Origin of the sequence: Allobosea sp. Leaf344, assembly GCF_001426225.1 — a bacterium.
Classification (GTDB): domain Bacteria; phylum Pseudomonadota; class Alphaproteobacteria; order Rhizobiales; family Beijerinckiaceae; genus Allobosea.
Genome location: NZ_LMRT01000001.1, coordinates 348,346 through 373,676 on the forward strand (window position 1 = coordinate 348,346; position 25,331 = coordinate 373,676).

Below are 25,331 nucleotides of genomic sequence, written 5' to 3' on the forward strand. Positions count from 1 at the left end.
GGAGGATCAGGAGCGGGCTGATTTGACGGAGAAGCGCGCGGCATGGCTGCCGATTTCGGCGAAATCGACCAGGCCCGCCGGCTCCAACGCGGTGCGGATCACGTTCTGGTCGACCTCGCCGGAGGCGGCGACCAGGAGCGAGAGATGCGAGCCGTCGGCGGCGCTGGCGGAGACTTCGGCGAGATGGCGGCCGAGCTCGACCCGCAGCGCCTCCGACCAGCGCTCGACCCGCGCGGCATAGAGCACGATCTCGCGGACGGCCGCATCCGCCAGCGGCTTGGCGATGCAATAGACAGGGGTGCCGGCGGGATGGTCGGGCCGCTCGATGAAGGGCAGCCGCGCGATGATCTTGGGCTGGTCGGCGCCGATCAGATCGCGCCACCAGATGCCGGCGCTGGCGCCCTGGTCCATCCGGAAGATGCCGAGATCGCCGGCCGAGCGCGCGACGGCGGCGATCACCGCCCGCGCATCCTCATGAGTGACGAAGGGCACGGTGAACCCGAAATGGAAGCGGGCGGAATCGCGCATCGCCGGATCGCCGCCGGAGACGTCGGCATGGACGGCGTAATTGGCCTGGACGTAGGTGAAGGTGGCGATGATGATCCGCCAGATGCCCTCGATCGTGTCGAGCGGCAGCAGCCCCTTGTGACGCAGCGCGAGGCGCTTCATCATGTCGGCCTCGCGGCCGGGCCTGAAGGCGGAGCCCGAGACCTGCGTCTTCTTCACCGCTATCAGCGTCTCGATGATGCTGGAGCGCTCCATCAGCAGCGCATGCATCTCGCTGTCGATGCGATCGATCTCGCTGCGCAGATCGGCGAGCGTCGTCGGTGCGGCCTGGGGCGTCGGGGCGATTTCGGTCATGATGCGGCGCAAACCTCGGGGGTCAGCAGGCTCTTAGCGCTCTCCTCGCCCGCTGGTAAAGCGGCGAAGCGATCTTCGCGTTGACAGCGGCGCTGCGCCGCGCCATCGATCAGGTTCGATCTACAGAACGAGACGACCGGCAGGACAAAAACGCCCTGTCAAAGCGGACGACGATGACCCAGGATTCCACGCGCCTCTCGGACCCGCTGAAGGAGGCCAACGAGCCCTCCAGCCAGCTCGAGCGCTTCGGCCCCGAGGCGCCGCTGATCATGGATTGCGGCGTCGTCCTCGAGCATTGGCAGATCGGCTATCAGAGCTATGGCACGCTCAACCCGGAGAAATCCAACGCCGTGCTCGTCTGCCACGCGCTGACGGGCGACCAGCATGTCGCCAGCCGCAACCCGATCACCGGCAAGGGCGGCTGGTGGACGGCGATGATCGGGCCGGGCAAGCCGATCGATACCGACCGCTTCTTCGTGATCTGCGCCAATGTGCTGGGCGGCTGCTCGGGCACCACGGGGCCGGCCTCGACCAATCCCGCCACGGGCAAGCCCTGGGGGCTGGATTTCCCGGTCGTCACCATCCGCGACATGGTGCGCGCCCAGGCCGCGCTGATCGACCGGCTCGGCATCGCCACGCTGTTTTGCGTCGCGGGCGGCTCGATGGGCGGGATGCAGGTGCTGCAATGGGCGGCGAGCTATCCGGAGCGGGTCTTCTCCGCCCTGCCGCTGGCGACCGGCGCCAAGCATTCCGCGCAGAACATCGCCTTCCACGAGGTCGGCCGGCAGGCGGTGATGGCCGATCCGGACTGGCGGCGCGGCCGCTATCTCGAGGAGGGCACGCGGCCGGCCAAGGGCCTGTCCGTCGCGCGGATGGGGGCGCATATCACCTATCTCTCGGAGCCGGCGCTGCACCGCAAATTCGGCCGCAAGCTGCAGGACCGCGAGGCGCCGACCTTCTCCTTCGACGCCGATTTCCAGGTGGAGAGCTATCTCCGGCACCAGGGCATCAGCTTCGTCGAGCGGTTCGACGCCAATTCCTACCTCTATGTCACGCGCGCGATGGATTATTTCGATCTCGCGGCCGATCATGGTGGAGTTCTGGCCAAGGCCTTCAGCGGCACCAGGACACGGTTCTGCGTGGCGTCCTTCACCTCGGACTGGCTGTTCCCCACCGCGGATTCGCGCGCCATCGTGCATGCGCTCAACGCGGCCGGCGCCTCGGTCTCCTTCGTCGAGCTGGAAAGCGACAAGGGGCATGACGCCTTCCTGCTCGAGGAGCCGAACCTCTTCGCCACGACGCGCGGCTTCCTCGGCGCCGCCGCCAGGGCCAGGGGGATCTGATGGGCGGCGCGCTCTCCTCCTGCCCCCGCGGGCGTCCCGGGCCATCGCGCCGCGACCGGAGGCCGACCGCATGACGCTGCCCGAGCTCTCCACCAACCGCATCGACCTGCAGCTCGTCGCCGAGATGGTGACGCCAGGCTCGCGCGTGCTGGATGTCGGATGTGGCGACGGATCGCTGCTGGCGCTGCTCTCGGAGACGCGCGGCGTCGATGCGCGCGGCATCGAATTGTCGCGCGAAGGGGTGGCGGGCTGCGTGGCACGCGGCCTCTCGGTGATCCAGGGCGACGCCGATACCGACCTCAGCGAATATCCCGATGATTCCTTCGACTATGTCATCCTGTCCCAGACGATCCAGGCGACCCGCAATCCAAGGCTGGTGCTGGAGCAGATGCTCCGGATCGGCCGGCGCGCCATCGTCTCCTTCCCGAATTTCGGACATTGGCGGATGCGCAGCCAGGTCTTCTTCCTCGGCCGGATGCCGGTGACGGACTCGCTGCCCTATGCCTGGTGGGACACGCCGAACATCCATTTCTGCACGATCCGGGATTTCGTCGCTTTATGCGATCAGATCGGTGCGGAGAAGGAGCGCGCGGTGGCGCTCGACGCCGCGGGCGGGCGCGTCGGCGTCAGCGCGCCCTGGTGGTTCTGGAATTTGTTCGGCGCGCAGGCGGTGTTTCTGCTGAAGCGCGGTTGAGCCCCGGATGAGCGGGAGGGAGGAGCCCATGCAGATCCAGCGCATCGCGGCGTTTTCGGAAGGCGAGGCCGGCGGCAACCCGGCCGGGGTGGTGATCGGCGCCACGCTTCCCGATGCCGGGACGATGCAGCGCGTGGCGGCGGAGGTCGGCTTCTCCGAGACCGCCTTCGCGGCGCGCAGCGGTCCGTCCTGGCGGGTGCGCTATTTCTCGCCGGGCTCGGAAGTCCCGTTCTGCGGCCATGCCACGATCGCGCTCGGCGCGGCGCTGGCGCGGCAGCATGGCGACGGGGTGTTTCCGCTGACACTCAACCAGGCGGAGATCACCGTCGAAGGCCGCAGCGTCGGCGGCCGTTTCCAGGCCGCGCTGCAATCGCCGCCGACCCGCAGCCGGCCGGCGGATCGGGAGCTGACGGCGGCGGCGCTCGCGCTGTTCGGCTATGACGAGGGCACGCTCGATCCGCGCCTGCCGCCGGCGCTGATCCATGGCGGGGCGGATCATCTCGCGCTGTTCCTGCGTTCGCGGGAGGCGCTCGCGGCGATGCGCTACGGGCTGGAGGCGGGCCGTGAGCTGATGCTGCGGCACGGGCTCGTCACCATCCTGCTGGCGCATGCGCAGACGCCGCGCCTGTTCCACAGCCGCAACGCCTTCGCCTCGGGCGGCGTCATGGAGGATCCCGCGACGGGTGCTGCGACCGCGGCGCTGGGCGGCTATCTCCGGGATACCGGCTGGCCGCATGGCGGCGCTATCGAGGTGATCCAGGGCGAGGATATGGGCATGCGCTCGCGGCTGCTCGCCGAGATCCCGCCGGATTCGGGCGGATCCATCCGCGTCTCCGGTGAGGCGCGGTTCATGGCCTGAGCTCAGGCCGGCTTGCGGAAGGCGACGTCGTAGAGCCCGGCCGCCTGGAAGCAGAAGAAGGCCATCGGCCAGCGATGCGCCCTGGCGAAGGCGGTGGCCGCGCGGCCGACCCCATAGGCGCCGAGCCAGGGGTCGATATGGGCAAAATCATTGAAGGCGATGTAGCCGCCGGGCTTGACCTTGGCGGCGGAGGCCTCCGCATCGGCGAGGCAACCCACATAGGAATGATCGGCGTCGATGTAGATCCAGTCGAAATGCGCGTCGGGAAAGCCCGCGATCGTCTTGGCGGTGAAGCCGACATGGCGTGTCACCTCCGCCCCCGTCAGCCCTTCCTCCTGGAAATGCGAATAGTCGATATCGATCAGATGCAGCTGCCGCGGCTGGTTCAGGCGCAGGATGTGTCGCGCGAAATCGCCGCGATAGGTGCCGAGCTCGGCGACGATGCCAGATTTCGGCAGGCGTTCCAGCATCGCCAGGCGCGAGGCGCAGAAGCTGCAATCCTGCAGCAGCTCCTCGGGCAGCCCTTCGATGGGAGCGGGTGTGCGCGCCGCGGCCAGGAGGCGATAGCTCTGCCGCACCCAGTTCGGCAGCCGGGTCCGGATCTGCATCTCGGTCCGCTTGGCAAAATCCTGAAGCATCGCCCACCTCGTTCAGCGGGCGATGCTTAGAGCATCGAGCGGCAAAGGGGAACGGCGGGCGAGCCGGCTCGGCCGCGCGCGCCGGCGGCGGCGAAGACGCCGCCACCGGGACCCAGCAGCCCGGCGCTCAGTTCAGCGGCACGCCGCTGGGGCGCCGCTCCTTGACCACCGAGACGTCACCCAGCATCAGCCCGACGGGGCCGACACGGACGGGCACGGTCTCGCCATCGCTGATCGTGCCGGCCAGCAGCAGCTCGGCGAGCGGGTCATGGACCGATTTCTGGATCACGCGCTTGAGCGGGCGGGCGCCATAGGCCGGGTCATAGCCCTTGGCGGCCAGCCATTCGCGCGCCTCCTCCGACAGATCGAGCGTGATCTTGCGGTCGGTGAGCAGCCGCGCCAGGCGCGCCATCTGGATGTCGACGATCGCGCCCATATCCGCGCGCTGCAGCCGGTGGAACAGGATGATGTCGTCGACGCGGTTCAGGAATTCCGGCCGGAACGCCTGGCGCACCACGCCCATCACCTCGTCGCGCACCACGTCCGAATCCTGCCCTTCCGGCTGGGCGACGAGATATTCGGAGCCCAGATTGGAGGTCATGATGATCAGCACGTTGCGGAAATCGACGGTGCGGCCCTGCCCATCGGTGAGCCGGCCGTCGTCGAGCACCTGCAGCAGGACGTTGAACACGTCCGGATGCGCCTTCTCGATCTCGTCGAACAGCACCACCTGATAGGGCCGGCGCCGCACGGCCTCGGTCAGCGCCCCGCCCTCCTCATAGCCGACATAGCCCGGAGGCGCACCGATCAGCCGGCTGACCGAGTGCTTCTCCATATATTCCGACATGTCGAGCCGGACCATCGCGGTCTCGTCGTCGAACAGGAAGGCGGCGAGCGCCTTGGTCAGCTCGGTCTTGCCGACGCCGGTCGGCCCCAGGAACATGAAGGAGCCGATCGGGCGGTTGGGGTCCTGCAACCCGGCGCGCGCGCGGCGCACGGCGGTGGAGACCGCCTCGACGGCCTCGCGCTGGCCGACGACCCGCGCCGCCAGAACCTCCTCCATCCGCAGCAGCTTGTCCTTCTCGCCCTGCAGCATCCGGTCGACCGGCACGCCGGTCCAGCGGCTGACGACCTGGGCGACGTGGTCGGGCGTCACCGCCTCCTCGACCATGCCGGAATTGTCGCCGGCGGCCTCGGTGTCCGCCAGCTGCTTCTCGAGCTGCGGGATCTCGCCATAGGCCAGTTCGCCGGCCCGCTGATACTCGCCCTTGCGCTGCGCCTGGGCGAGTTCGTTGCGGGCGTTCTCGAGCCGCGTCTTCAGCTCAGCGGCGGCACCGAGCTTGTCCTTCTCCGCCTTCCAGCGCGCGGTGATGGTGGCCGAGCGGCTTTCGAGATCGGCCAGCTCCGCCTCGAGCCGCTTCAGCCGCTCCTTGGAGCCGGCATCGGTCTCCTTCTTCAGCGCCTCCTGCTCGATCTTCAGCCGCACGATCTCGCGGTCGATCGAGTCGAGCTCCTCCGGCTTGGAATCGACCTGCATGCGCAGGCGCGCCGAGGCCTCGTCGACGAGGTCGATCGCCTTGTCGGGCAGGAAACGGTCGGTGATGTAGCGGTTCGACAGGGTCGCGGCCGAGACTAGGGCGGAATCGGTGATGCGCACGCGGTGATGCTGCTCGTATTTCTCCTTGAGCCCGCGCAGGATCGAGATCGTGTCCTCGACGCTCGGCTCGTCGACGAAGACCGGCTGGAAACGCCGGGCCAGCGCCGCGTCCTTCTCGACATATTTCCGGTATTCGTCGAGCGTGGTCGCGCCGACGCAATGCAGGTCGCCGCGTGCCAGCGCCGGCTTCAGCAGGTTGGAGGCATCCATCGCGCCGTCGGTCTTGCCGGCGCCGACGAGGGTGTGCATCTCGTCGATGAACAGGATGACGCCGCCCTCGGCCGCCGAGACTTCGTTCAGCACCGCCTTCAGGCGCTCTTCGAACTCGCCGCGATATTTCGCGCCGGCGATCAGCGAGCCCATGTCGAGCGCCAGCAGCTCCTTCTCCTTCAGGCTCTCCGGCACGTCGCCATTGACGATGCGCAGGGCCAGGCCTTCGGCGATCGCGGTCTTGCCGACGCCGGGCTCGCCGATCAGCACGGGATTGTTCTTGGTGCGGCGCGACAGGACCTGGATGGTGCGGCGGATCTCCTCGTCGCGCCCGATCACCGGATCGAGCTTGCCTTCGCGGGCCGCCGCGGTGAGGTCGCGCGCATATTTTTTCAGCGCGTCATAGGCCTGTTCGGCGCTGGCGGAATCGGCGGTGCGGCCCTTGCGGATCGCTTCGATCGCGGAATTCAGCCCCTGCGGGGTGACGCCGGCCTTGGCCAGCGCCTTGCCGGCCTCGGTCTCCTTCTCGACCGCCAGGGCCAGCAGCAGCCGCTCGACGGTGACGAAGGAATCGCCGGCCTTGTCGGCCGCCTTTTCCGCCGTGTCGAAGACGCGGGCGAGGCCCTGGGTCAGGTGCAGGCCGGAGGCGCCACCGCCGCTGACCTTCGGCAGCTTGGCGAGCGCCGCGTCGGTGAGCTGCAGCGCCAGACGCGACTGCCCGCCCGCGCGGTCGATGAGCCCGGCGGCCATGCCCTCATTATCGTCGAGCAGCGCCTTGAGCAGATGCTCCGGCGTGAATTGCTGGTGACCGTCCCGCAAGGCGATGGTCTGCGCCGCCTGCAGGAACCCCTTGGCCCGATCGGTGTATTTCTCGATGTTCATCTGGTGACTCCCGCCCGCCGGCGCGCCCCGTGGCGACGCGTCCCGGCTGCCTCACTGCACGAATGGGCCCCATCGACGGCGACCCTCGCGCCTCAGATAGGTGTGGCATCCACGCAACGGAAGGGGCGGCCGGGAGTCATTGACCTGTCTCAATCGCGGCGAACAGGATGGCGCATGGCGGGGACGAAACGACAGCAGGCGATTCGCAAGGCGCTGCGCGCGACGGCGCCAGGCATCCCGCTTTCGGATGCGGAGGCGGTGATGGCGCTGGCCGAGCGCCGGCACATGAAGGCGCTGCCGCCCGCCACCGCGCTCTGGCTGGCGCTGGGCAGCCATATCCGCCATGTCCATACCGATTACGACCGGCTCCTGGCGGAGGGCTATGATCGCGACGCGGCACGCTTCTTCGTGGCCGACGACACCGATGCGGTGCTGACCGGCTGGGGCTGCCAGCGCTCGGTGAGCGAGAGCGGGCCCGAGGCCGAGGGCGAAGCGGAGGCATGACGCGGATGCGCGAGGCCCGGTGGCCTCGCCATGGCTTTGAGGGCATGCTGCCGGGCCCTACCCCGTCTTGCGGATCCTTCCATGCGCGTCGCCTCGCTCTATCGTTACCCGGTCAAGGGCCTGTCTCCGGAGCCGGTCGGCCGGGCCGAACTGGTCGAGGGCGGCTATTTCCCCGGCGACCGGCTGTTCGCGATCGAGAACGGGCCCTCGGGCTTCGATCCGTCCCGGCCGGAGCACCAGCCCAAGATCAAATATCTGATGCTGATGCGCCATGAACTCCTGGCCAGGCTGCGCACCCGCTATGACGATGCGAGCGGCGAGCTGAGCATCGGCTATGAGGCTGGCACGGCGCTGCGGGCCGATACGCGCAGCGCGGAGGGGCGCCGCGAGATCGCCGCCTTCTTTGAGGGCTTCATGCCGGAGGCGCTGGCCGGCGAGCCGCGCTGGCTCAGCGCGCCGGACGGCTATCGCTTCACGGATTCGCCCAGGGGTTTCGTCTCGATCATCAACCTCGCCAGCGTCGCCGATCTGGAGCGGCGCATGGGCCAGCCGGTCGATCCCTTGCGCTTCCGCGGCAATGTCATGGTGGAGGGGCTGAAGCCCTGGGAAGAATTCGATCTGGTGGGGTCGGAGATCACCGCCCCGTCGGGATTGCGGCTCAGGGTGACCAAGCGGATCGTCCGCTGCGCGGCCACTAATGTCGATCCCGCGACCGGTCTGCGCGATCTGCAGATCCCGCGCTTCCTGATGCAGAGCTTCGGCCACGCCGATTGCGGCGTCTATTGCGAGGTGATCGCGAGCGGGACGATCGGCCCGGGCGAGCGCCTCGCGATCCAGAGCGCCGACGCCCCGGCCGCGCTCGGCATCGCCTGAGCCAAAGAAAAGGGGCCCAAGCGGGGCCCCTTTCCTCATGGCCTGCGCTGGCGCGGCCTATTCCGTGACGTTCTCGACATCCGAGCCGAGCGCATCCATCACCTCGCGCGGCGAACGGCGGCGACGGGCGCGCTTGGGCGCGTCGCCACCGGCATCGCCGGCTTGCTCCACCACCGGCTCGACGGCCGCTGCCTGCGGCTCGACCGGCGCCGGCGGAACCCGGACGGGGGTGGTCAGGAAGGACGGCAGCGACGCAGCGACATCGGGCTGGCCATTGGCCTCCTCCTCGAATTCGCGGCGCGGGCGACGCTCCGGACGCGGGCCACGCTCGGGGCGGTCCTGCCGTTCGGCACGCTCGGGACGGTCGAAGCGGTTCTGCGCCTGCGAGTCCGGCTGATCGCCAGCCGGGATTTCGGAACGGGGCGCGTCGGCACGCGGGGCATAGCCGCCCGGCTGGCCTTCCGGCCGGTCGAAACGGCGCTCGCCGCGATCCTGCCGCTCGCCGCGATCCTGGCGCTCGCCACGCTCGGGCCGGTCGAAGCGGCGGTTCTGGTTGCGATCGCCCTGGGGACGGTCGCCTTGGGGACGGTCGAAATTCTGGCGCGGCTGACGCTCGTAGCGCTGGCCGTTATGCTCGCCCTCGCCGTCATGACGCCCGCCATCCTGACGATTGCCGTCCTGACGCTGGTGATCCTGGCGCTGGTTATCGTGGCGCTGCTGATCCTGGCGCTGCCCGCCCTGACGCTCGCCGCGCATCTCCGGCTGCGGGCCGGTGCCCGGCTGGAAATCGCCGCCCTCCTCGTCGCCCTCTTCGTCGCCATCGTCGGGATTGTCGCCGAAGGCGCGGTTCGGCGGGAAGCTGTGGCCGAATTGCTGGGCCATCTGCTCCTGCGCCGCGAGCAGGATGCGGTAATAGTGCTCGGCATGCTGGAAATAGTTTTCAGCCGCGACCGGATCACCCGAAGACTGGGCATCGCGCGCCAGCTGCAAGTATTTCTCGGCGACATGCTGGGCGGTGCCGCGGACCTTTACGTCCGGCCCGTTGGATTCGTAGCTCCGCTGCAGGGGATTGGGAGCCTTGCGGTTTCCACCGCCGCCACCGGGGGCGTTGTTGCGGCCGCGCATACGCCGGTTCTGACCTGGTCTCATTCGCGTCTGTCTCGCGCTCTTTTCGCTCGATGCAACCGTGTCGTCATGCGCGTTCCGGCGCACAGCGGGCTGCGGCGCTGCACCGGGTTGAGTTGACCTGAAGGGGCTTTGCGCCGTTCCTGGTCTTCACGCGCTCTTTCCACAAGGGGCGTTCTCGCCCCCAAGGCCGACCGGCGTCACGACGCCTTCGGTTATCCAATCTGGCTCGTCAGTTCCGTCAATTCGCGGACATGTCCGGGGCAACATCCAGCCAATGAGGGGGTTGCGCAAGGCCGGGCGCTGACGGCACCAGCTTCGGGCTAGGCGCTGTCATAGCGGGTTTGCTCCGAAGATCAAAGCAAAATCGCATTGTTCATCGAGAATTTCAGGCCAAGGTAAAGCAAATGGCCCGCGGATGTCCTCCGAGATCGGCGCGCGATCCGCGGTGGACAAGTCCCTCCCGTGCCAGGATGGCGACGACATCAGCCTCCTGGCCGGCACCGATTTCCAGCACCAGCAGGCCTCCTTCGGCGAGAATCAGCGGGATCTGGGATGCGAGGCGCCGATAGGGGTCGAGCCCGTCGGCGCCGCCATCCAGAGCGCGGACCGGATCGTAATCGCGGACGGAAGGGGCGAGACGCGCCAGTTCCCGCTGCGGAATATAGGGCGGGTTCGAGAGGATCAGGTCGAATTTCGCCGCCAGCGGCCCGGCCCAATCCGCGACCACGAAGCGGCTCCGGTCGGCTACGCCGTTGCGCAGCGCATTGGCGCGCGCCGTCGCGCAGGCGGCCTCGGAGGCATCGACGCCCAGCCCCTGTGCCAGCGGACATTCGCTCAACAGCGCGATTAGCAGACAGCCGGTGCCGGTGCCGAGATCGAGAATCGACAGGGGTGAGCTGCGCCTTGGGCCCAGCCAGGCGAGCGAGGTCTCGATAAGCGTCTCGCTGTCGGGCCTAGGCTCGAGCGTCGCGGCGGAGAGCGAAAAGGGCAGGCCCCAGAATTCGCGTTCGCCGAGGATGCGCCAGACCGGCTCGCCGGCGAGGCGCCGCCGGATGACATGCGCGAGCTCGGCGCGCTGCCGTTCATCCAGAATGCTATCCCGGTCCTGGTCGCGCGCGATGCCTTCGATCAGGAAGCGCGCGTCGAGGTCCGGGGTTTCGATCCCGGCCGCCCGGAGCCTGCGCGCCGTTTCGCGACGCGCGGCTCCGACCGTGTCCGGAATGGAAGCGCTTAGTTGCCTTCCATCTTCTTCTGCATGCAGATCTGCATCTTCTGGCGGATCGCCGAGCGGCTCTCGCGGGCGCCGCGCATTTCCTGCTGGCACAGCCGACGGGCCTGGCTCTGCGTCATCGCCTTCTGCAGCGGCGCCGCCTCGCCCTGGGTGATCCGCTTCAGCGCGCGCTCCTGCGCCTGCCCGGGTCCCGCCACCGAGAGGCTCATCAGCCCCACAACCGCCGCGCTCAAAATCGTCCTGATCATGATGTCCTCCAGCCGGGCTCCCTGCCCTCGGCTTGACAACGCCGGACTGCGAGCTTGGTTTCACCGGCATCGGCAGGCTCCCCTCACGCCGCGGCCTCGTCCGCCAGCAGCCGCGCCTGGTGCTCCGCCGTGAGCGCGTCGATGATCTCGTCGAGCACCAGACCCTGCATCATCTCGTCGAGCTTGTAGAGGGTGAGGTTGATGCGGTGGTCGGTCACCCGGCCCTGCGGGAAGTTGTAGGTGCGGATCCGCTCGGACCGGTCGCCCGAGCCGATCTGCGAGCGGCGGTCGGCCGCGCGCTCCGCATCGGCGCGGTTGCGCTCCATGTCGTAGAGCCGGGCGCGCAGCAAATCATAGGCGCGGGCCTTGTTCTTGTGCTGGGAGCGCTCGTCCTGGACGACGATGGCGAGGCCGGTCGGCAGATGGGTCAGGCGCACGGCCGATTCCGTCTTGTTGACGTGCTGGCCGCCCGCCCCGCCGGCGCGCATCGTGTCGATGCGGATATCGGCGTCGTTCAGCACGATGTCGACATCGCTCGCCAGCGGCAGCATCGCCACCGTCGCGGCCGAGGTGTGGATGCGCCCGCTCGCCTCGGTATCGGGCACGCGCTGCACGCGATGCACGCCGGATTCGAATTTCAGCCGGGCATAGACGCCGCGGCCCGAGATTTCGGCGATGACCTCCTTGAAGCCGCCGACCGTGCCCTCGCTCTCGTTGATGATGTCGAGAGACCAGCCCTTCGCCGCGGCGTAACGCTGGTACATACGCAGCAGATCCCCGGCGAAGAGCGAGGCCTCGTCCCCGCCGGTCCCGGCCCTGATCTCGAGGATGACGCCGCGTTCGTCGGCGGCGTCCTTGGGCAGCAGGGCGATCAGGATCTCGCGCGCCCGCGCCTCGATCTCGATCCGCGCGGCGTCGCGCTCCTCATAGGCGAGGTCGCGGAAATCCGGATCGGTTGAGGGGTCGGCGATCAGCGCCTCCGCCTCGTCCAGCGTCGCCATCGCCTGGCGCCAGGAGGCGATCGCGCCCACCACCGGATCGAGCTCCGACAATTCCTTGGCGAGCTCGACGGTGCGCGTCGCATCCGTCGCCGTGTTGATCTCGGCGCTGGCGGCGGCGTGGCGCGCCACGATGGCGTCGAGGCGATCCTGGGGAAGCGGAAGCGACATGGATGATACGGAACCTGAGGACGAGACGGCGATGGCGGCGGCGGCGGCGCGGACGCCTCGCTAGACCGGGACCTTCATCTCTGCGGCGAGAGCGGCCAATTGAGGGCGCAGGCTCGCAACCTCGTCGGGCGCGGCCAGGATGGCGTCGAGCCGGCTGCGCAGCCGGCCCAGATCGAGCGCGCGCAGCATCGCCTTGATCGGGCCGATCGAGGCGGCCGACATCGAGAAATTGCGGTAGCCGAGCCCGATCAGCGCCATGGTCTCGAGCGGCTTGCCGCCCATCTCGCCGCAGACGGAGGCGGGGCAGCCGGCCTTGTCGGCCGCCTCGACGATGGCGCGCAGAGCGCGCAGCGCGCCGATGCTGAGCGGGTCGAAGCGGTCGGCGACGCGCTTGTTCTCGCGGTCGGCGGCGAAGAGGAACTGCATCAGGTCATTGGTGCCGATCGATAGGAAATCGGCCTCGCGCGCGATCTCCTCCAGCTCGAATAGCAGCGAGGGCACCTCGACCATCACGCCGAGCTGGAGCGCGCTCGGCGGGGCGTGGCCCTGCTTGGCGAGCATCGCCTGTTCGCGGCCGAGAATGGTGCGGGCACGGCGGAACTCGTCCACCGTCGCGATCATCGGCAGCATGATCCGCATGTCGCGGCCCGCCCCGGCCCGCAGCAGAGCGCGCAGCTGCGCGCGCAGCAGGCGCGGCTTGTCCAGCCCGATGCGGATGGCACGCCAGCCCAGCGCCGGGTTCTCCTCCTCCACGCGCTCCATATAGGGCAGCACCTTGTCGCCGCCGATATCCAGCGTGCGGAAGGTGACCGGCCGGCCCTGCGCCGCGTCGAGCACGGCGCTGTACAGCGCCTGCTGCTCGCTCGTGGTCGGCATGGTCGGCGCCACCATGAATTGCAGCTCGGTGCGGAACAGGCCGATGCCGGCAGCCGCCGTCGCCTCGATGTTCGGCAGGTCGACGAGCAGGCCGGCATTGATCTGCAGCGTGATCTCGACCCCGTCCTTGGTGACCGCGGGCAGGCTCTTGAGCTTGCGATACTGCTCCTGCTTGCGGGCCCGCAGCCGCGCCTTGTCCTTATAGGCGTTCTCGACATCGGGCTGCGGCCGGATCTGCACTTCGCCGGCCTGGCCGTCGACGATCACCGCATCGCCCGATTGCACCAGCGCCGTGGCGTTGACGACCTCGCCGACGGCGGGAATGCCGAGCGCGCGGGCGACGATGGCGATGTGGCTGGTCGGCCCGCCCTCCTCCAGCACCAGCCCACGCAGATGCGAGCGATCATAGTCGAGCAGCGCCGCCGGCCCCATCGAACGGGCGATCAGGATGGCGTTGTCGGGCAGTTCCTCGCGCGCCACGCCATTGGCCTTGCCGACCAGCGTCCGCAGCAGGCGGTTGGCCAGATCGTCGAGATCATGCAGCCTCTCGCGCAGATAGGGGTCGGTCTGGCGCAGCATCTTGGCGCGCGTGTCGGATTGGACGCGCTCCACCGCGGCCTCGGCCGTGAGGCCGGTGAGCACCACCTCGCGCATCCGCCGCAGCCAGCCCTGGTCATGGGCGAACATGCGGAAGGTCTCGAGCACGTCGCGATGCTCCCCGGTATGGGCGACGTCGCCGCGCTCGATCAATTCGTCGATCGAGGCGCGCATCTCGGCAATGGCGGCCTCCAGCCGCTTCACCTCGCCGGCCGGGTTCTCGGCGATCAGATTGGTGATCGCGACGCGCGGCTCGTGCAGCACGGCATGGCCGAGCCCGACCCCGTCGGCCAGAGCGACGCCGACGCAATGGATCGGCCGGTCGAGACCGATGCTGGCACCCGGCGCAGCGAGGGATTTCAGCCCGCCGGCCGCGATCATCTCCGCCATGATCATGGCGGTGGTCTGCAGGGATTCGATCTCTTCCTCGGAATAGAGCCGCGAGGCGCGGTTCTGGATGACCAGCACGCCCATCACGGCGCCGCCGCGCAGGATCGGGACACCGAGGAAGGAGCGGTAGATCTCCTCGCCCGTTTCCGGGCGATAGGAGAAGGCGGGGTGGGATTGCGCGTCCGAGAGGGCGAGCGGCTCGGCCTCTCGGGCGATCAGCCCGACCAGGCCTTCGCCCGCGCGCATGGTGGTGAGGTGGACGGCCTCGCGGTTCAGGCCCTCGGTGGCGTAGAGTTCGAGCGAGCCATCCTCGCGCAGCACATAGACGGAGCAGACTTCGGCGACGAGATTGCCGGCGATGAGCACGACAAGCCGGTCCAGCCGCTCCTGCGGGCTTATCGACGCTGCCATGACCTCGCGGAGTCGGCGCAGCAGAACGCCCGATCCTCCGAGAGCGCCTCGCATCAATCAGAACCCTCCGCCCGCCTCCTCAGCCGACACGGCCGACGCCCCGCTCCGACCTGACACCGATCGGGGCCTGAGTCGCAAGCGCCTCGCGCCTGCAGCCGCCTTCTAGCGACCCCGGGGGCGAATCGGCAAGGGGCGCGCGGCGTCAGTTCAACGCGAGGCTGCAGGAGCGATGGCGCGGCTCGTCCTGCGCGTCGTGCCGGGCGGGAGGTCCACGCTCCGCGCCAGCGAGATCGCGCGGCCGGCGCGGCCGCGTTTGACCGGGCGCGGCGGGGCCTCTTCCTCCACCGTCTCGATGCCGGCCAGCGCATCGAGATAGCGGCTGGTCCACCAGTCGATGTCGGTGGCGTCGATCGTCGCATAGAGCGTCTGGAAGCGGCGCAGGCGCTCGCTGCGCGGCATCGCCAGCGCGGTCCTGATCGCTTCCGCCACCTCATGCGTGTCGTAGGGATTGACGATCAGCGCCTCGCCCATCTGATGCGAGGCGCCGGCGAAGCGGGAGAGGACCAGCACGCCCGGATCCTCCGGATCCTGCGCCGCGATATATTCCTTGGCGACGAGGTTCATGCCGTCGCGCATCGGCGTGACCAGGCCGACCTGGGCGCGCCGGTAGAAACCCGCCAGCGCATTGCGCGAATAGGCCTTCTTGACCACGCGGATCGGGGTCCAGTCGAATTCTCCCAGAGCCGCGTTGAGGCGGCCGGCCGTCTCGTCGGATTGGCGGTCGAGCTCGGCATATTCCGGCACGTCGGAGCGCGAGGGCGGCGCGATCTGCAGCAGGCCGACGCGGCGGCTATATTCCGGGTGGTTGCGCAGGAAGGTGCCGAAGGCCTCCAGCCGCTGCACGATGCCCTTGGAGTAATCCAGCCGGTCGACGCCGATGACCAGCTTGCGTTCGCCGAGCGATTGCTTGGTGGTGCGGATCGGGATCGTCGCGGCCCGGACGGAGGCCGAGGCCAGCCGCCTGAAGGCTTCGACGTCGATGCCGATCGGAAAGGCGCGCACCAGCGTCCGCCGGCGCCCCATCGAGACCCTGTCGCCATCGACCTGCGCGCCGCAGAGCGTGGCCAGCCCGTCGCAGAGATTGCGGGCATCGACCTTGGTCTGGACGCCGATCAGGTCATAGGCGCTCATCGTGCTGATCAGCGTCGCGCTGAACGGCAGGGCGCCGAACACCTCCGCCGGCGGCCAGGGGATGTGATGGAAATAGCCGATGCGATTGGTGACGCCCCGCCGGCGCAGCTCGGCGGCCAGCGGGATCAGATGGTAATCATGGATCCAGATCAGGTCATCCGGTTTCAGGAGCGGCGCCAGCGCCTTGGCGAAGCGGCGATTGACGCCGAGATAGCCGGCATAATCGGCCCGCGAGAACTCGGTGAGCCCCAGCCGGTAGTGCATGTTGGGCCAGAGGGCGCGGTTGGAGAAGCCGAGATAATAGGTCTGGCGCTCGGCCTCGGTCAGATCCGTGACGCAATAGCTGACCTTGCCGCGCTGCGCGGTCCGCAGCTCGCGCACGGTCTCGCTGATCTCGCCGCTCCAGCCGAACCAGAGCCCGCCCCGGCTTTCGAGAGCCTCTCGCAACGCCACGGCCAACCCGCCCGCAGCCACTTTTTCCTGACGTTCCGGAATTGTGACGCGATTGGAGACGATGACGAGACGCATGGTGCCGAACCTCTTCCTTGCCTGGCCGAAAAGTGCTCCCACAGGCAGGAACAGAACGCGCCGACGGACGTAATGTTTCCGTAACGGGAGCGATGACGGCCCGGGCGGCAGCTGCGCGCCACCGGCACGAGCATGCTACGAGATCGGCATATCATGGGCTGGATCGGCCGCCATGGCCATCCAGAAAACGCAATCGATCGGCAGAGCCGGCGTTCCGACGCGGCTCGGCAGGCAACATCTGGACGGGTTCACGGGCCCGGATGGCAGGTATGATACCAGTGAAAGACCCGCTTATGTCTCGGCCCCACCCGGAGTTTTCCGGCACGGACACGAAGATCGCGCTGTTCCTCGATTTCGACGGCACGCTGGCCGATATCGCTCCGTCTCCGGAATCGGTCGTGGTCGACAATCGCATACCGCCGGCGCTGGCGCATCTGCGCGAGCATCTCGCGGGTGCCGTCGCGCTGGTCTCGGGACGGCCGATCACCTTCCTCGACAAGCAGTTCGACCCGCACCGATTCGATGCGGCCGGGCTGCATGGCAGCCAGATCCGCCTGGCGGAGCGGGTCGCCGAACAGGCGCAGGCGCCGGATGCGATAAGGGATGCGACGCGGGATCTCGTGCGCTTCGCCAACGGCAATGTCGGCATCATCGTCGAGGACAAGCGGCTCTCGGTGGCGCTGCACTGGCGCCTCGCCCCGCATCTCGAGGATGAGGCGCGCGCGCTGGTGCGCCATCTCGCCGAGAGGATCGGGCCGGGCGTGCGCCTCCAGGAGGGCAAGGCCGTCGCCGAGCTGGTTCCGGCCGGGGCCTCGAAAGGCCAGGCGATCGGCTGGCTGATGCAGCACGAGCCGTTCGCCGGCCGGCTGCCGGTGTTCATCGGCGACGACGTGACGGATGAGGACGGGTTCGAGGTCGTCAACGCGCTGGGCGGCCTGTCGATCCGGATCGGCCCTGGCGACACCTGCGCCGTCAGGCGCATCGCCTCGCCCCTGGTGCTGCGCCAGATCCTGATCGACGCCGCGGCGCGCGACAGGCTCACGGTCGGGGATTTTCTTCTGCCCGTCGAAACGGGTACAGCGATGGCCGAGCCGCTGGCCGTGCCCGCTGCCGGCCCCGACCGCGGCTGATCTTCCGCGGCCGATCTCCCAATTCCAGGACAAAGCATGACAGTTTCGACGACGCCCGGGGCGCCCCATTCCGCTTCGCTGGATCTCGGCGTGATCGGCAATTGCTCGATCGCCGCGCTGATCGATCGAAAGGCGCGCATCGTCTGGGGCTGCTTCCCACGCTTCGATCGCGATCCCGTCTTCTGCTCGCTGATCGACAACGAGGCGGATGACGGGGATGCGATGCCCCGCAAGGGCGTCTTCGCGATCGAGCTCGTCGGCATGACCCGCTGCGAGCAGAGCTATCTCGACAATACCGCGATCCTGTCCTCCGTGCTGTCGGATGATTTCGGCAATGCCATCGAGATCCTGGATTTCGCGCCGCGCTTCATGCGCTATGAGCGCTTCTTCCGCCCGCCGCAGCTGGTGCGCCGCGTAAGGCGGATTTCGGGGCGGCCGCGCATCCGCGTCGTGCTGAAGCCCTGCCTCGGTCTCGGGGCCGAGCCGGATGCGATCACGCGCGGCTCCAACCATGTCCGCTATGTCGGCGCCGACCAGACCATCCGCCTGACCACCGACGCGCCGGTCGCCTATGTCGTCGACGGGACACCCTTCGCCGTCGAACGCCCCTATTCCTTCTTCGTCGGCTCGGACGAGGCGCTGCGGGCGGAGATCGAGGAGACCTCCCGCGAGTTCCTGGACAAGACCACCGATTACTGGCGCGACTGGGTCCGCTCGCTGTCCCTGCCCTTCGACTGGCAGCGCGAGGTGATCCGCGCGGCGATCACCCTGAAAATGTGCGCCTTCGAGGAGACGGGCGCGATCGTGGCGGCGCTGACCACCTCGATCCCGGAGGCGCCCGGCACGCAGCGCAACTGGGATTACCGCTTCTGCTGGCTGCGCGACGCCTATTTCGTCGTGCATGCGCTGAACCGGCTCGGCACCACCAGGACGATGGAGGATTATCTCGGCTTCATCACCAACATCGTCGATTCCTTCTCGGAAAGCGGCGCCGAGCACCTGCCGCCGCTCTATCCGATCACCCGCGACGGCTCGCTGGCGGAATTCGAGGCGCCCAACCTTTCAGGCTATCGCGGCCACCGGCCGGTCCGCTTCGGCAATGGCGCGGCGACGCAGATCCAGAATGACGGCTATGGCGCGGTCGTGCTGGCCGCGACGCATTCCTTCTTCGACCAGCGCCTGATCCAACCCGGCAAGGACACGCTGTTCGGGCAGCTGGAGCGGATGGGCGATCTCGCCATCGCGGTCTTCGACAAGCCCGATGCCGGCCCCTGGGAGCTGCGCGAGAAGCAGGTCGTCCACTCATTCTCCAGCGTGATGTGCTGGGCCGCCTGCGACAGGCTGGCCCGCATCGCCGGCACTCTCGGGCGGGCCGACCGCAAGGAGTACTGGCGGGGCGAGTCGAAGCGGCTGAAGGCCGCGATCATGGACCGGGTCTGGAATCAGGAGAAAGGCCATTTCGTCTCGACCTTCGACGGCAAGGATCTGGATGCGACCCTGCTGCTCTTCGCCGAACTCGGCTTCGTCAAGGCGGATGATCCGCGTTTCATCGCGACGGTGGAGGCGATCGGCCGCGATCTGACGCGCGGCGACCTGCTGCTGCGCTATGCGACGCAGGATGATTTCGGTTTCATGCATACCGGCTTCCTGATCTGCGCCTTCTGGTATGTCGACGCGCTGCACGCGATCGGCCGGCGCGAGGAGGCCAAGGAGCTGTTCCGCCGCATCCTGACGCGGCGCAACAGTTTCGGCCTGTTGTCGGAGGATGCCGACCTCACCACCGGCGAGCTCTGGGGCAATTTCCCGCAGACCTATTCGATGGTCGGGCTGATCAACTCCGCGATGCGGCTCAGCCGCAGCTGGGAAGACGCGTTCTGAGCCGCAGGCCCGGCGCTCAGACCGGCCGCGCCAGCGGAATGACGGTCATCCCGCGCCGGGTCGGCCTGCTGTGCCGCCGAGCCGCCCCGCTCACTCCATCCGGGCCGCGGCGCGCATCACCGCCAGCGCCAGGGTCTGCGCCGCCGGGACGAGGCTGTCGATCTCCAGGAACTCGTCGGGCGTATGGGCCATGCCGCCGATCGGCCCGACGCTGCACAGCGTCGGGCAGCCCTGCGCCGCGGTGAAGCCGGAATCGGCGCAGCCGCCGGTGAATTCGGCGCTGACATCGATGCCGAAGGCGCCCGCCGCCTCGCGATAGGTCTCGAACAGCATGGCGGATTCCGGCGTCCGCTCCAGCGGCACGAACTCGCCCTTGATGGTCAGCAGCGCGCTCGTCCCGGCGACGATCGGCGTCTCGACGATCCCGCGGATCCGGTCGACCAGCTCGTCGCGCTGGGCCGCCGTGACATAGCGCAAATCGATCTCGCACCAGGCGCCGGGCGCGACGGTGTTGACCGTCTGTCCGCCGCCGATCAGCCCGACATTGACGGTGATGCCGCGCTCCAGATCGGTCAGGCCCTGGAGCTGCGGGATCTTGTGGCCGAGATCGACGATGGCCGAGGCACCCTTCTCGTAATTCGCGCCGGAATGGGCCGGCTTGCCGGTGAATTCCGCGCGCATGAACACGCCGCCCTTGCGGCCGCTGGTGATCGACTGCCGGCGATCGGCCGCGAAATCCGTCCCGGCGGGCAGCCGGCTCGGTTCGGCGTTGAAGACGCAGCGCGCCTCCCGGGCCGCCGCCTCGATGATCGGCCGCGAGGAGGGCGAGCCGATCTCCTCATCGCTCGTCGTCAGCATCGTCAGCGGGGCGGTCAGCCCGCCGCAGGCGGCGAAGGCGGCGGCGACGAAGGCCTCGATGACGATGCCTCCCTTCATATCCGCGACGCCGGGGCCATAGGCGCGTCTGCCGCTGATCGAGAAGGGCCGCCGCTCCGGCTCGCCGCGCGGGAAGACCGTGTCGCGATGCCCGAGGAGCAGCACGGGGCGCTGGTCATTCGCCGCCGGGTTGGGCAGCGACGCCTTCACCGCATCGCCATAGCGCGCATCCGGAATGATCTCGACCGCGAGCCCGTTGCGTTCGTGGAAGCGGGCGACGACCTGCCCCGCCCGGTCGACGCCGGCCTTGTCATAGGAGCCGGAATCGGTGTCGACCATCTCGCGCAGCAGCGCCACCATCTCCTCCCTCCGGGCCTCCAGCCAGGCCGTGACCTTGGCCTCTTCGGGATTCAACGCGCTCATCATCGGCTCCTGATCTCGTTCCGAATGGGACTTCCGGAGCTTATCGAGGCGCGGGAGGCGGCGGTAGTGCGGCGATGGGCGCGGCCGGCGCGCCGGCCGCATGACACGGAAGGCTGCGCGCCGCCGCCCGAGCCGGATCGGCCGCCGAACGACGAAGGCCGCGGATCGCTCCGCGGCCTCGCTCATTGTCCCGATGGTCGGGGCGCCTTATTCAGCCGCCTGCTGGGGCGTGTTCGGCGTCACCGAGATCGCCGGGGATTCCGTGCCCTTCGCCTTGGCCAGCGCCTTGCGGACGCCATTGCCGTAATCGGGATGGACCTGGTCGAACAAGGCGAGCTGGCGCTCCTCGATCTCGCGCGGAATCCCGCCCATCGCCGCGGCGATATTGGCGAAGAGGCGCTCCTTCTGGCCGGCATCGAACAGGTTGAACAGGGCGCGCGGCTGGCTGAAATCATCATTGCCGATGCGGTGGTTGTAACGGGCCGCATCGCCGGAGATGCGCAGCGGCGGCTCCTTGGCCTGGGGCTGCTCGACCGGACCGCCGAAGGAGTTCGGCTCGTAATAGACGTCCGGATTGCCGGTGCGCAGCCCGCCATAGGTATTCATCTGCCCATCGCGATGATAATGCGCGACCGGCGATTTCGGCTGGTTGACCGGGATCATCTCGTAATGCGTGCCGAGCCGGTGGCGATGCGCGTCGGCATAGGAGAAGATGCGGGCCTGCAGCATCTTGTCCGGCGAGAAGCCGATGCCCGGCACGATGTTGGACGGGGAATAGGCGGCGTTCTCGATCTCGGCGAAGTAGTTGTCGGCGTTGCGGTTGAGCTCGACGATCCCGACATCGATGAGCGGGTAGTCGCCATGCGGCCAGACCTTGGTCAGGTCGAACGGGTTGTAGGGCGTCTTCTCCGCATCGAGCTCGGGCATGATCTGCACCTGCATCTTCCAGCGCGGATAGTCGCCGTTCTCGATCGCGTTGTAGAGGTCCTCCTGCGTCGTCTCGCGGCTCCGGCCGACGACGGTGGCCGCCTCCTCATTGGTCCAGTGCCTGTGGCCCTGCATGGTCTTGAAGTGGAACTTCACCCAATAGCGCTCGCCGGCATCGTTCCACAGCGAGAAAGTGTGCGAACCATAGCCGTTGATATGCCTGACATCGGTCGGCAGACCGCGATCGGACATCAGGATCGTGACCTGATGCAGGCTCTCCGGGCTGAGCGACCAGAAATCCCACATCGCCGTCGGGGACCGCAGATTGGTGCGGGGATGGCGCTTCTGGGTGTGGATGAAATCCGGGAACTTGATCGGGTCGCGCACGAAGAAGACCGGCGTATTGTTGCCGACCAGATCCCAATTGCCCTCTTCCGTGTAGAACTTCAGCGAGAAGCCGCGCACGTCGCGCTCGGCATCGGCGGCACCGGCCTCGCCCGCCACCGTCGAGAACCGCGCCACCATCGGCGTCACCGTGCCGGGCTGCAGCACCTTGGCCTTGGTGTATTTCGAGATGTCGCCGGTGATGGTCAGGCGGCCATGCGCGCCCCAGCCCTTGGCGTGGACGGCGCGCTCGGGGATGCGCTCGCGGTTCTGGTGCGCGAGCTTCTCGAGCAGCTGATAATCCTGCAGCAGGACCGGGCCGCGCTCCCCGGCCGTCAGCGAGTTCTGATTGTCGGGAATCGGCGCGCCGGCCGTCGTGGTCATGATCTTGTGAGACATGGAATTCCCCTCAGCTGCTGCCGCCGCGGCGGCCAGATTTGAATTGGAGGAAGTAACAGCCTGATCCGACGATCATGTCCAATACCGTTTACCCGCAGCGACGATAAGTTTATCAAATCGACATGATCACGCTGAAGCAGCTCCGTTATTTCGCCGCCCTCGCCCGCCACCGGCATTTCGGCCGGGCGGCCGAGGAATGCCATGTCAGCCAGCCGGCCTTGTCGCTGCAGATCCAGGAGCTCGAGGCGCAGCTCGGCTGCCGGCTGGTCGAGCGGCGGCGAGGGGCCGTGGCGCTGACCGAGATGGGCGAGGAGGTGGAGACGCGGGCGCGCCGCATCCTGCTGGAGGCGGCCGAGCTGGTCGACCACGCCCGGCATCGGCCGACGCTGCTGAGCGGCGAGCTCGATCTCGGGGTGATCCCCTCGATCGCGCCCTATCTGCTGCCGGCGACCCTACCCTTGCTGCAGAAGCGCCATCCGGCGCTCGATCTGCGCCTGCGCGAGACGCAGACGGCGACGCTGCTGGACGAGCTGGCCGGGGGGCTGCTCGACGTCGCGCTGCTGTCGCTCCCCGTGGACCGAGCCGGGCTCGAGACCCTGCCACTCCTCGCCGACCCCTTTTTGCTGGTGATGCCCTCCGGCCCGGTGGCGCAGGGCGCGCCGCATTCGCCGGAGGAGGCGCTGGAGGGCAATCTGCTGCTGCTCGAGGAGGGGCATTGCCTGCGCGACCAGGCGCTGAGCTTCTGCGGTGCGGGCGGCGCCGGCTCGCGCCGGCAATATGGCGCCTCCAGCCTGTCGACGATCATGCAGATGGTGGCCAATGGCTTCGGCGCGACGCTGATGCCGGCGATGGCGCTGCCCATCGAGTACCGCGCCGACATGCCCGTGACCCTGCATCGCTTCGCCGAGCCGCAGCCGAGCCGCGCGATCGGCCTGGCCTGGCGGCGCACCTCGCCGCGCCGCGAGGATTTCGAGGCGCTGGGCGCGATCCTGAGCGAGGTCGGTGCCTCGCTCGATCCCGCGGCGCATCCCGCGATCCGGATCGAGTCGCGGACGATCCGGCGGGGGTGAGGCGAGCCCGCGCCTAGCGCACCACCTCTGTCTGCCTAGCAACGTCAGGCCATTGGCGATCCGCCTTGGCGATGTAGCCGAGCTGATCCCTGTTCCAGCTGCTGCGGATGCGCGGGCTGTAATTGAGGTAGAGCTTGCCGTCGACGATCGACCAGGCGGCGGGGTCGATATCGGCCTTGTAGCCGCCGGCCGCGCCATAGGCGCAGAACCCGCCATATTGCGGGAGGTAGCGCTCGGGCGAGGCCAGGAAGCGAGCGCGATTGGCTTCGCTGGCGAAGCGGAAGCCGACGCCCTTATAGGTCGCGGTGATCTCCGGCGAGCCGGCCACGGGGCGGGAGGATTCGAAATAGGCGACGGGGTCATGCCCCTTGATGGCGACACCGCCCTGTTCGTTGATCTCGCCGGCACGGGCCAAAGCGGCGGGCATGGCCAGCAGGACGGCCAGAGCGAGCAAAACGCGGCGGGTCGGTCTGGCGAGAGCGTGCATCGTCGGATCCGGATGTCAGTGATGGGTGGCCGGCTCGCAGCCGGCGACGAGCAGGGCGCCGAGCCGGGCATTCGCCGCTCGGCCCGCCGCGATCCTGAGGAGACGCTGGCTGGCGAAGCGGTTGCGCCCGTTGCGCCGGGAGAGCCTGTCCCGCAGCAGCCGCTCGGCCTGCACGGCGTCGCCGGCGCGGACCAGGCTCTCCAGCGCCATCAGCTCGAAAACGTCGCGCTGCGCATGGGACCCGCCCGCCTGTTGCCGCGCGCCCGCACCGGCCCGCAGCAGGCGCGCCGCGCTGGCGAAATCGCCGCGGTGGAAAGCCATCACCCCCTGTGCCGTCGCGACCCCCGTGGCATCGGCGACGCGGGCATCGTGGCTGGCGCCGCGGCGGGCGTCGCGGAGCAGATTCGCGGCGATCGTGCCGGCCTGCGCCTCGCGGCCGGCGCCGAGCAGAGCGAGCATATAGTGCAGATCGGCGAAGACCAGGCGGCGATCCGCGACCCTCGCCTCGGCGATCAGCGCCAGCTCCTCCCAGCGATCCCCGACGGCGACGCCTTCCAGTTCGAGCCGCTGCAGCAGCGAGGCGGCATTGGCCAGATCGCGGAAATCATCGGTCGGCACGGCACGGATCGCGCTGTCATAGAGGCTGAGGACCGCGTCGACGGCGCCGAGCTCGAGCTGGAACAGCGCCATGTGCCAATGCAGATGGAAGCTGAAATTGCTGCAATGGCGCCAGGTCTCGGCGCTGCCGAGCCAGGATACGCCCTCGCGGGCCCGGCCCGTCATCTCGAAGCAATGCGCCACCGCATGCCGGCCCCAGGCGTCGCGCGGGGCCAGCTCGACGGCCTCGCGCCCCATCGCCTCGGCCTCGGAATAGCGGCCGGTTTCCTCCAGCGCGAAGGCGTAGCAGCCGCGGACATAGCCCGAAGCCGTCGAGCCGTCGCCGAAGCGCGCGACGATGCGGGCGCCGCTGCGGGCCATGCCCTGTGCATCCCCGCAGATGAAGCGGATCGCCTGTGCCAGCTTGAAGGCCAGCACGTCGCGGGGCGCGTCGCTCAGCGCCTGTTCCAGCAGGGCGGCGGCCTGCAGCGGCTCGCCTGCGAGCCAGGCGGCGAGCGCGGCGAGATAGCGCCGCTCGCGCGGCAGGGGCGCGCGCTGCGCCGCGCAAAGCTCGGCCGTCTCCAGGCAGTCACGGGCCTGGGCGACGAGTTCGGCCCGCGCCAGCGTGAGCAGCATCAGCCCGCGTGTCGCATGGCCCTGAGCGAAGAGCGGATCCGCCGCGAGCGTCTGCGCCAGTTCGTCCGGCGCGCTGCGCGCATGGGCGAGCACGGCCTCGACCGTCGCGTCCCAATGCTCGGCCGCTGCGCCGGCGAGGCTGGTTGAATTACCATAGGCGTCGATGCCGATCATGTTCCTTTTGCCTTTCGCGGCCTCAGGAGATCGAACCGACTGTAACAGCGGCCTCAGGCA

General features: G+C 68.6%; 20 protein-coding genes and 1 pseudogene. 8 read left to right on the forward strand and 13 right to left on the reverse strand.

Annotated features, from left to right (window positions below):
- Positions 1-6 precede the first annotated feature (6 nt).
- Positions 7-861, reverse strand: coding sequence for a chorismate mutase (locus ASG72_RS01605; RefSeq protein ID WP_056708040.1), 855 nt, complete (start codon positions 859-861; stop codon positions 7-9).
- A 173-nt stretch (positions 862-1,034) separates the two neighbouring features.
- On the opposite strand from ASG72_RS01605, the gene ASG72_RS01610 reads away from it, so the two are divergent.
- From ASG72_RS01610 to ASG72_RS01620, 3 genes are all read left to right on the forward strand, one after another.
- Positions 1,035-2,204, forward strand: coding sequence for a homoserine O-acetyltransferase (locus ASG72_RS01610; RefSeq protein WP_056708041.1), 1,170 nt, complete (start codon positions 1,035-1,037; stop codon positions 2,202-2,204).
- A 70-nt stretch (positions 2,205-2,274) separates the two neighbouring features.
- Positions 2,275-2,898 carry a methionine biosynthesis protein MetW gene (gene metW, locus ASG72_RS01615; protein ID WP_056708044.1) on the forward strand — a complete coding sequence of 208 codons (624 nt, stop codon included), beginning with the start codon at positions 2,275-2,277 and terminating at the stop codon, positions 2,896-2,898.
- Positions 2,899-2,926: 28 nt separating this feature from the next.
- Positions 2,927-3,757 carry a PhzF family phenazine biosynthesis protein gene (locus tag ASG72_RS01620; RefSeq protein WP_056708045.1) on the forward strand — a complete coding sequence of 277 codons (831 nt, stop codon included), beginning with the start codon at positions 2,927-2,929 and terminating at the stop codon, positions 3,755-3,757.
- A gap of 2 nt (positions 3,758-3,759) precedes the next feature.
- Here ASG72_RS01620 and ASG72_RS01625 read toward each other — a convergent pair whose 3' ends face one another.
- Both ASG72_RS01625 and clpB read right to left on the reverse strand, forming a co-directional pair.
- Positions 3,760-4,395 carry a class I SAM-dependent methyltransferase gene (locus ASG72_RS01625; protein ID WP_056708046.1) on the reverse strand — a complete coding sequence of 212 codons (636 nt, stop codon included), beginning with the start codon at positions 4,393-4,395 and terminating at the stop codon, positions 3,760-3,762.
- A 127-nt stretch (positions 4,396-4,522) separates the two neighbouring features.
- Positions 4,523-7,144 carry an ATP-dependent chaperone ClpB gene (gene clpB / locus ASG72_RS01630; protein ID WP_056708047.1) on the reverse strand — a complete coding sequence of 874 codons (2,622 nt, stop codon included), beginning with the start codon at positions 7,142-7,144 and terminating at the stop codon, positions 4,523-4,525.
- A gap of 174 nt (positions 7,145-7,318) precedes the next feature.
- Between clpB and ASG72_RS20930 the strand changes: the two genes are divergently transcribed.
- Together ASG72_RS20930 and ASG72_RS01640 are read left to right on the forward strand one after the other, a co-directional pair.
- Positions 7,319-7,648, forward strand: coding sequence for a DUF2293 domain-containing protein (locus tag ASG72_RS20930; protein ID WP_056708050.1), 330 nt, complete (start codon positions 7,319-7,321; stop codon positions 7,646-7,648).
- 81 nt (positions 7,649-7,729) lie between these two features.
- Positions 7,730-8,521, forward strand: coding sequence for an MOSC domain-containing protein (locus ASG72_RS01640; protein ID WP_244488658.1), 792 nt, complete (start codon positions 7,730-7,732; stop codon positions 8,519-8,521).
- Between the two features lie 942 nt (positions 8,522-9,463).
- Here the strand turns inward: ASG72_RS01640 and ASG72_RS21205 are convergent.
- The 6 genes and pseudogenes from ASG72_RS21205 to ASG72_RS01670 all read right to left on the reverse strand — a co-directional run.
- Positions 9,464-9,670 (reverse strand): annotated as a pseudogene (locus tag ASG72_RS21205) (DUF4167 domain-containing protein); the annotation flags it as partial.
- 364 nt (positions 9,671-10,034) lie between these two features.
- Positions 10,035-10,973: a peptide chain release factor N(5)-glutamine methyltransferase gene (gene prmC / locus ASG72_RS01650; RefSeq protein ID WP_244488659.1), complete on the reverse strand. Its 939-nt coding sequence runs from the start codon at positions 10,971-10,973 to the stop codon at positions 10,035-10,037.
- Complete coding sequence (locus ASG72_RS21210; RefSeq protein ID WP_056708060.1) at positions 10,880-11,128, reverse strand: hypothetical protein; 249 nt, start codon at positions 11,126-11,128, stop codon at positions 10,880-10,882. Before ASG72_RS21210 ends, prmC begins: the two co-directional genes overlap by 94 nt.
- A gap of 83 nt (positions 11,129-11,211) precedes the next feature.
- Positions 11,212-12,297 carry a peptide chain release factor 1 gene (gene prfA, locus ASG72_RS01660; RefSeq protein WP_056708061.1) on the reverse strand — a complete coding sequence of 362 codons (1,086 nt, stop codon included), beginning with the start codon at positions 12,295-12,297 and terminating at the stop codon, positions 11,212-11,214.
- Between the two features lie 60 nt (positions 12,298-12,357).
- Positions 12,358-14,625 carry a phosphoenolpyruvate--protein phosphotransferase gene (ptsP, locus tag ASG72_RS01665; protein WP_056708062.1) on the reverse strand — a complete coding sequence of 756 codons (2,268 nt, stop codon included), beginning with the start codon at positions 14,623-14,625 and terminating at the stop codon, positions 12,358-12,360.
- Positions 14,626-14,778: 153 nt separating this feature from the next.
- Complete coding sequence (locus tag ASG72_RS01670; RefSeq protein ID WP_082539996.1) at positions 14,779-16,290, reverse strand: trehalose-6-phosphate synthase; 1,512 nt, start codon at positions 16,288-16,290, stop codon at positions 14,779-14,781.
- A gap of 293 nt (positions 16,291-16,583) precedes the next feature.
- On the opposite strand from ASG72_RS01670, the gene otsB reads away from it, so the two are divergent.
- Together otsB and ASG72_RS01680 are read left to right on the forward strand one after the other, a co-directional pair.
- Positions 16,584-17,420, forward strand: a complete 837-nt coding sequence (gene otsB / locus ASG72_RS01675) for a trehalose-phosphatase (RefSeq protein ID WP_056708063.1) — start codon at positions 16,584-16,586, stop codon at positions 17,418-17,420.
- A gap of 36 nt (positions 17,421-17,456) precedes the next feature.
- Positions 17,457-19,298, forward strand: a complete 1,842-nt coding sequence (locus tag ASG72_RS01680) for a glycoside hydrolase family 15 protein (protein ID WP_056708064.1) — start codon at positions 17,457-17,459, stop codon at positions 19,296-19,298.
- Between the two features lie 90 nt (positions 19,299-19,388).
- On the opposite strand, the gene ASG72_RS01685 is transcribed toward ASG72_RS01680, so the two are convergent.
- Together ASG72_RS01685 and ASG72_RS01690 are read right to left on the reverse strand one after the other, a co-directional pair.
- Positions 19,389-20,597 (reverse strand): M20 family metallopeptidase, encoded by a 1,209-nt coding sequence (locus tag ASG72_RS01685; RefSeq protein WP_056709872.1) that lies wholly within the window; start codon positions 20,595-20,597, stop codon positions 19,389-19,391.
- Positions 20,598-20,804: 207 nt separating this feature from the next.
- Positions 20,805-22,307: a catalase gene (locus ASG72_RS01690; RefSeq protein WP_056708067.1), complete on the reverse strand. Its 1,503-nt coding sequence runs from the start codon at positions 22,305-22,307 to the stop codon at positions 20,805-20,807.
- A gap of 122 nt (positions 22,308-22,429) precedes the next feature.
- On the opposite strand from ASG72_RS01690, the gene ASG72_RS01695 reads away from it, so the two are divergent.
- The gene (locus ASG72_RS01695; protein ID WP_056708068.1) at positions 22,430-23,377 is read left to right on the forward strand and encodes a hydrogen peroxide-inducible genes activator; all 948 of its coding nucleotides are present in this window, start codon (positions 22,430-22,432) and stop codon (positions 23,375-23,377) included.
- A 13-nt stretch (positions 23,378-23,390) separates the two neighbouring features.
- Here the strand turns inward: ASG72_RS01695 and ASG72_RS01700 are convergent, their stop codons facing one another.
- Positions 23,391-23,864: a YHS domain-containing (seleno)protein gene (locus ASG72_RS01700; protein ID WP_082539997.1), complete on the reverse strand. Its 474-nt coding sequence runs from the start codon at positions 23,862-23,864 to the stop codon at positions 23,391-23,393.
- A gap of 15 nt (positions 23,865-23,879) precedes the next feature.
- A complete protein-coding gene (locus tag ASG72_RS01705; RefSeq protein WP_056708071.1) occupies positions 23,880-25,271 on the reverse strand; it encodes a tetratricopeptide repeat protein in 1,392 nt (463 codons plus the stop codon).
- Positions 25,272-25,331 lie beyond the last annotated feature (60 nt).

What these genes read in the sequence shown, in the direction of transcription:
- otsB (WP_056708063.1), top strand. Translation starts at nt 16,584, where the DNA reads ATGTCTCGGCCCCACCCGGAGTTTTCCGGCACGGACACGAAGATCGCG.
- ASG72_RS20930 (WP_056708050.1), top strand. Translation starts at nt 7,319, where the DNA reads ATGGCGGGGACGAAACGACAGCAGGCGATTCGCAAGGCGCTGCGCGCG.
- ASG72_RS01640 (WP_244488658.1), top strand. Translation starts at nt 7,730, where the DNA reads ATGCGCGTCGCCTCGCTCTATCGTTACCCGGTCAAGGGCCTGTCTCCG.
- ASG72_RS21210 (WP_056708060.1), bottom strand. Translation starts at nt 11,128, where the DNA reads ATGATCAGGACGATTTTGAGCGCGGCGGTTGTGGGGCTGATGAGCCTC.
- ASG72_RS01695 (WP_056708068.1), top strand. Translation starts at nt 22,430, where the DNA reads ATGATCACGCTGAAGCAGCTCCGTTATTTCGCCGCCCTCGCCCGCCAC.
- ASG72_RS01700 (WP_082539997.1), bottom strand. Translation starts at nt 23,864, where the DNA reads ATGCACGCTCTCGCCAGACCGACCCGCCGCGTTTTGCTCGCTCTGGCC.
- ASG72_RS01670 (WP_082539996.1), bottom strand. Translation starts at nt 16,290, where the DNA reads ATGCGTCTCGTCATCGTCTCCAATCGCGTCACAATTCCGGAACGTCAG.
- ASG72_RS01605 (WP_056708040.1), bottom strand. Translation starts at nt 861, where the DNA reads ATGACCGAAATCGCCCCGACGCCCCAGGCCGCACCGACGACGCTCGCC.
- clpB (WP_056708047.1), bottom strand. Translation starts at nt 7,144, where the DNA reads ATGAACATCGAGAAATACACCGATCGGGCCAAGGGGTTCCTGCAGGCG.
- ASG72_RS01680 (WP_056708064.1), top strand. Translation starts at nt 17,457, where the DNA reads ATGACAGTTTCGACGACGCCCGGGGCGCCCCATTCCGCTTCGCTGGAT.
- ptsP (WP_056708062.1), bottom strand. Translation starts at nt 14,625, where the DNA reads ATGCGAGGCGCTCTCGGAGGATCGGGCGTTCTGCTGCGCCGACTCCGC.
- ASG72_RS01685 (WP_056709872.1), bottom strand. Translation starts at nt 20,597, where the DNA reads ATGAGCGCGTTGAATCCCGAAGAGGCCAAGGTCACGGCCTGGCTGGAG.
- ASG72_RS01625 (WP_056708046.1), bottom strand. Translation starts at nt 4,395, where the DNA reads ATGCTTCAGGATTTTGCCAAGCGGACCGAGATGCAGATCCGGACCCGG.
- ASG72_RS01610 (WP_056708041.1), top strand. Translation starts at nt 1,035, where the DNA reads ATGACCCAGGATTCCACGCGCCTCTCGGACCCGCTGAAGGAGGCCAAC.
- prfA (WP_056708061.1), bottom strand. Translation starts at nt 12,297, where the DNA reads ATGTCGCTTCCGCTTCCCCAGGATCGCCTCGACGCCATCGTGGCGCGC.
- ASG72_RS01705 (WP_056708071.1), bottom strand. Translation starts at nt 25,271, where the DNA reads ATGATCGGCATCGACGCCTATGGTAATTCAACCAGCCTCGCCGGCGCA.
- ASG72_RS01690 (WP_056708067.1), bottom strand. Translation starts at nt 22,307, where the DNA reads ATGTCTCACAAGATCATGACCACGACGGCCGGCGCGCCGATTCCCGAC.
- ASG72_RS01620 (WP_056708045.1), top strand. Translation starts at nt 2,927, where the DNA reads ATGCAGATCCAGCGCATCGCGGCGTTTTCGGAAGGCGAGGCCGGCGGC.
- metW (WP_056708044.1), top strand. Translation starts at nt 2,275, where the DNA reads ATGACGCTGCCCGAGCTCTCCACCAACCGCATCGACCTGCAGCTCGTC.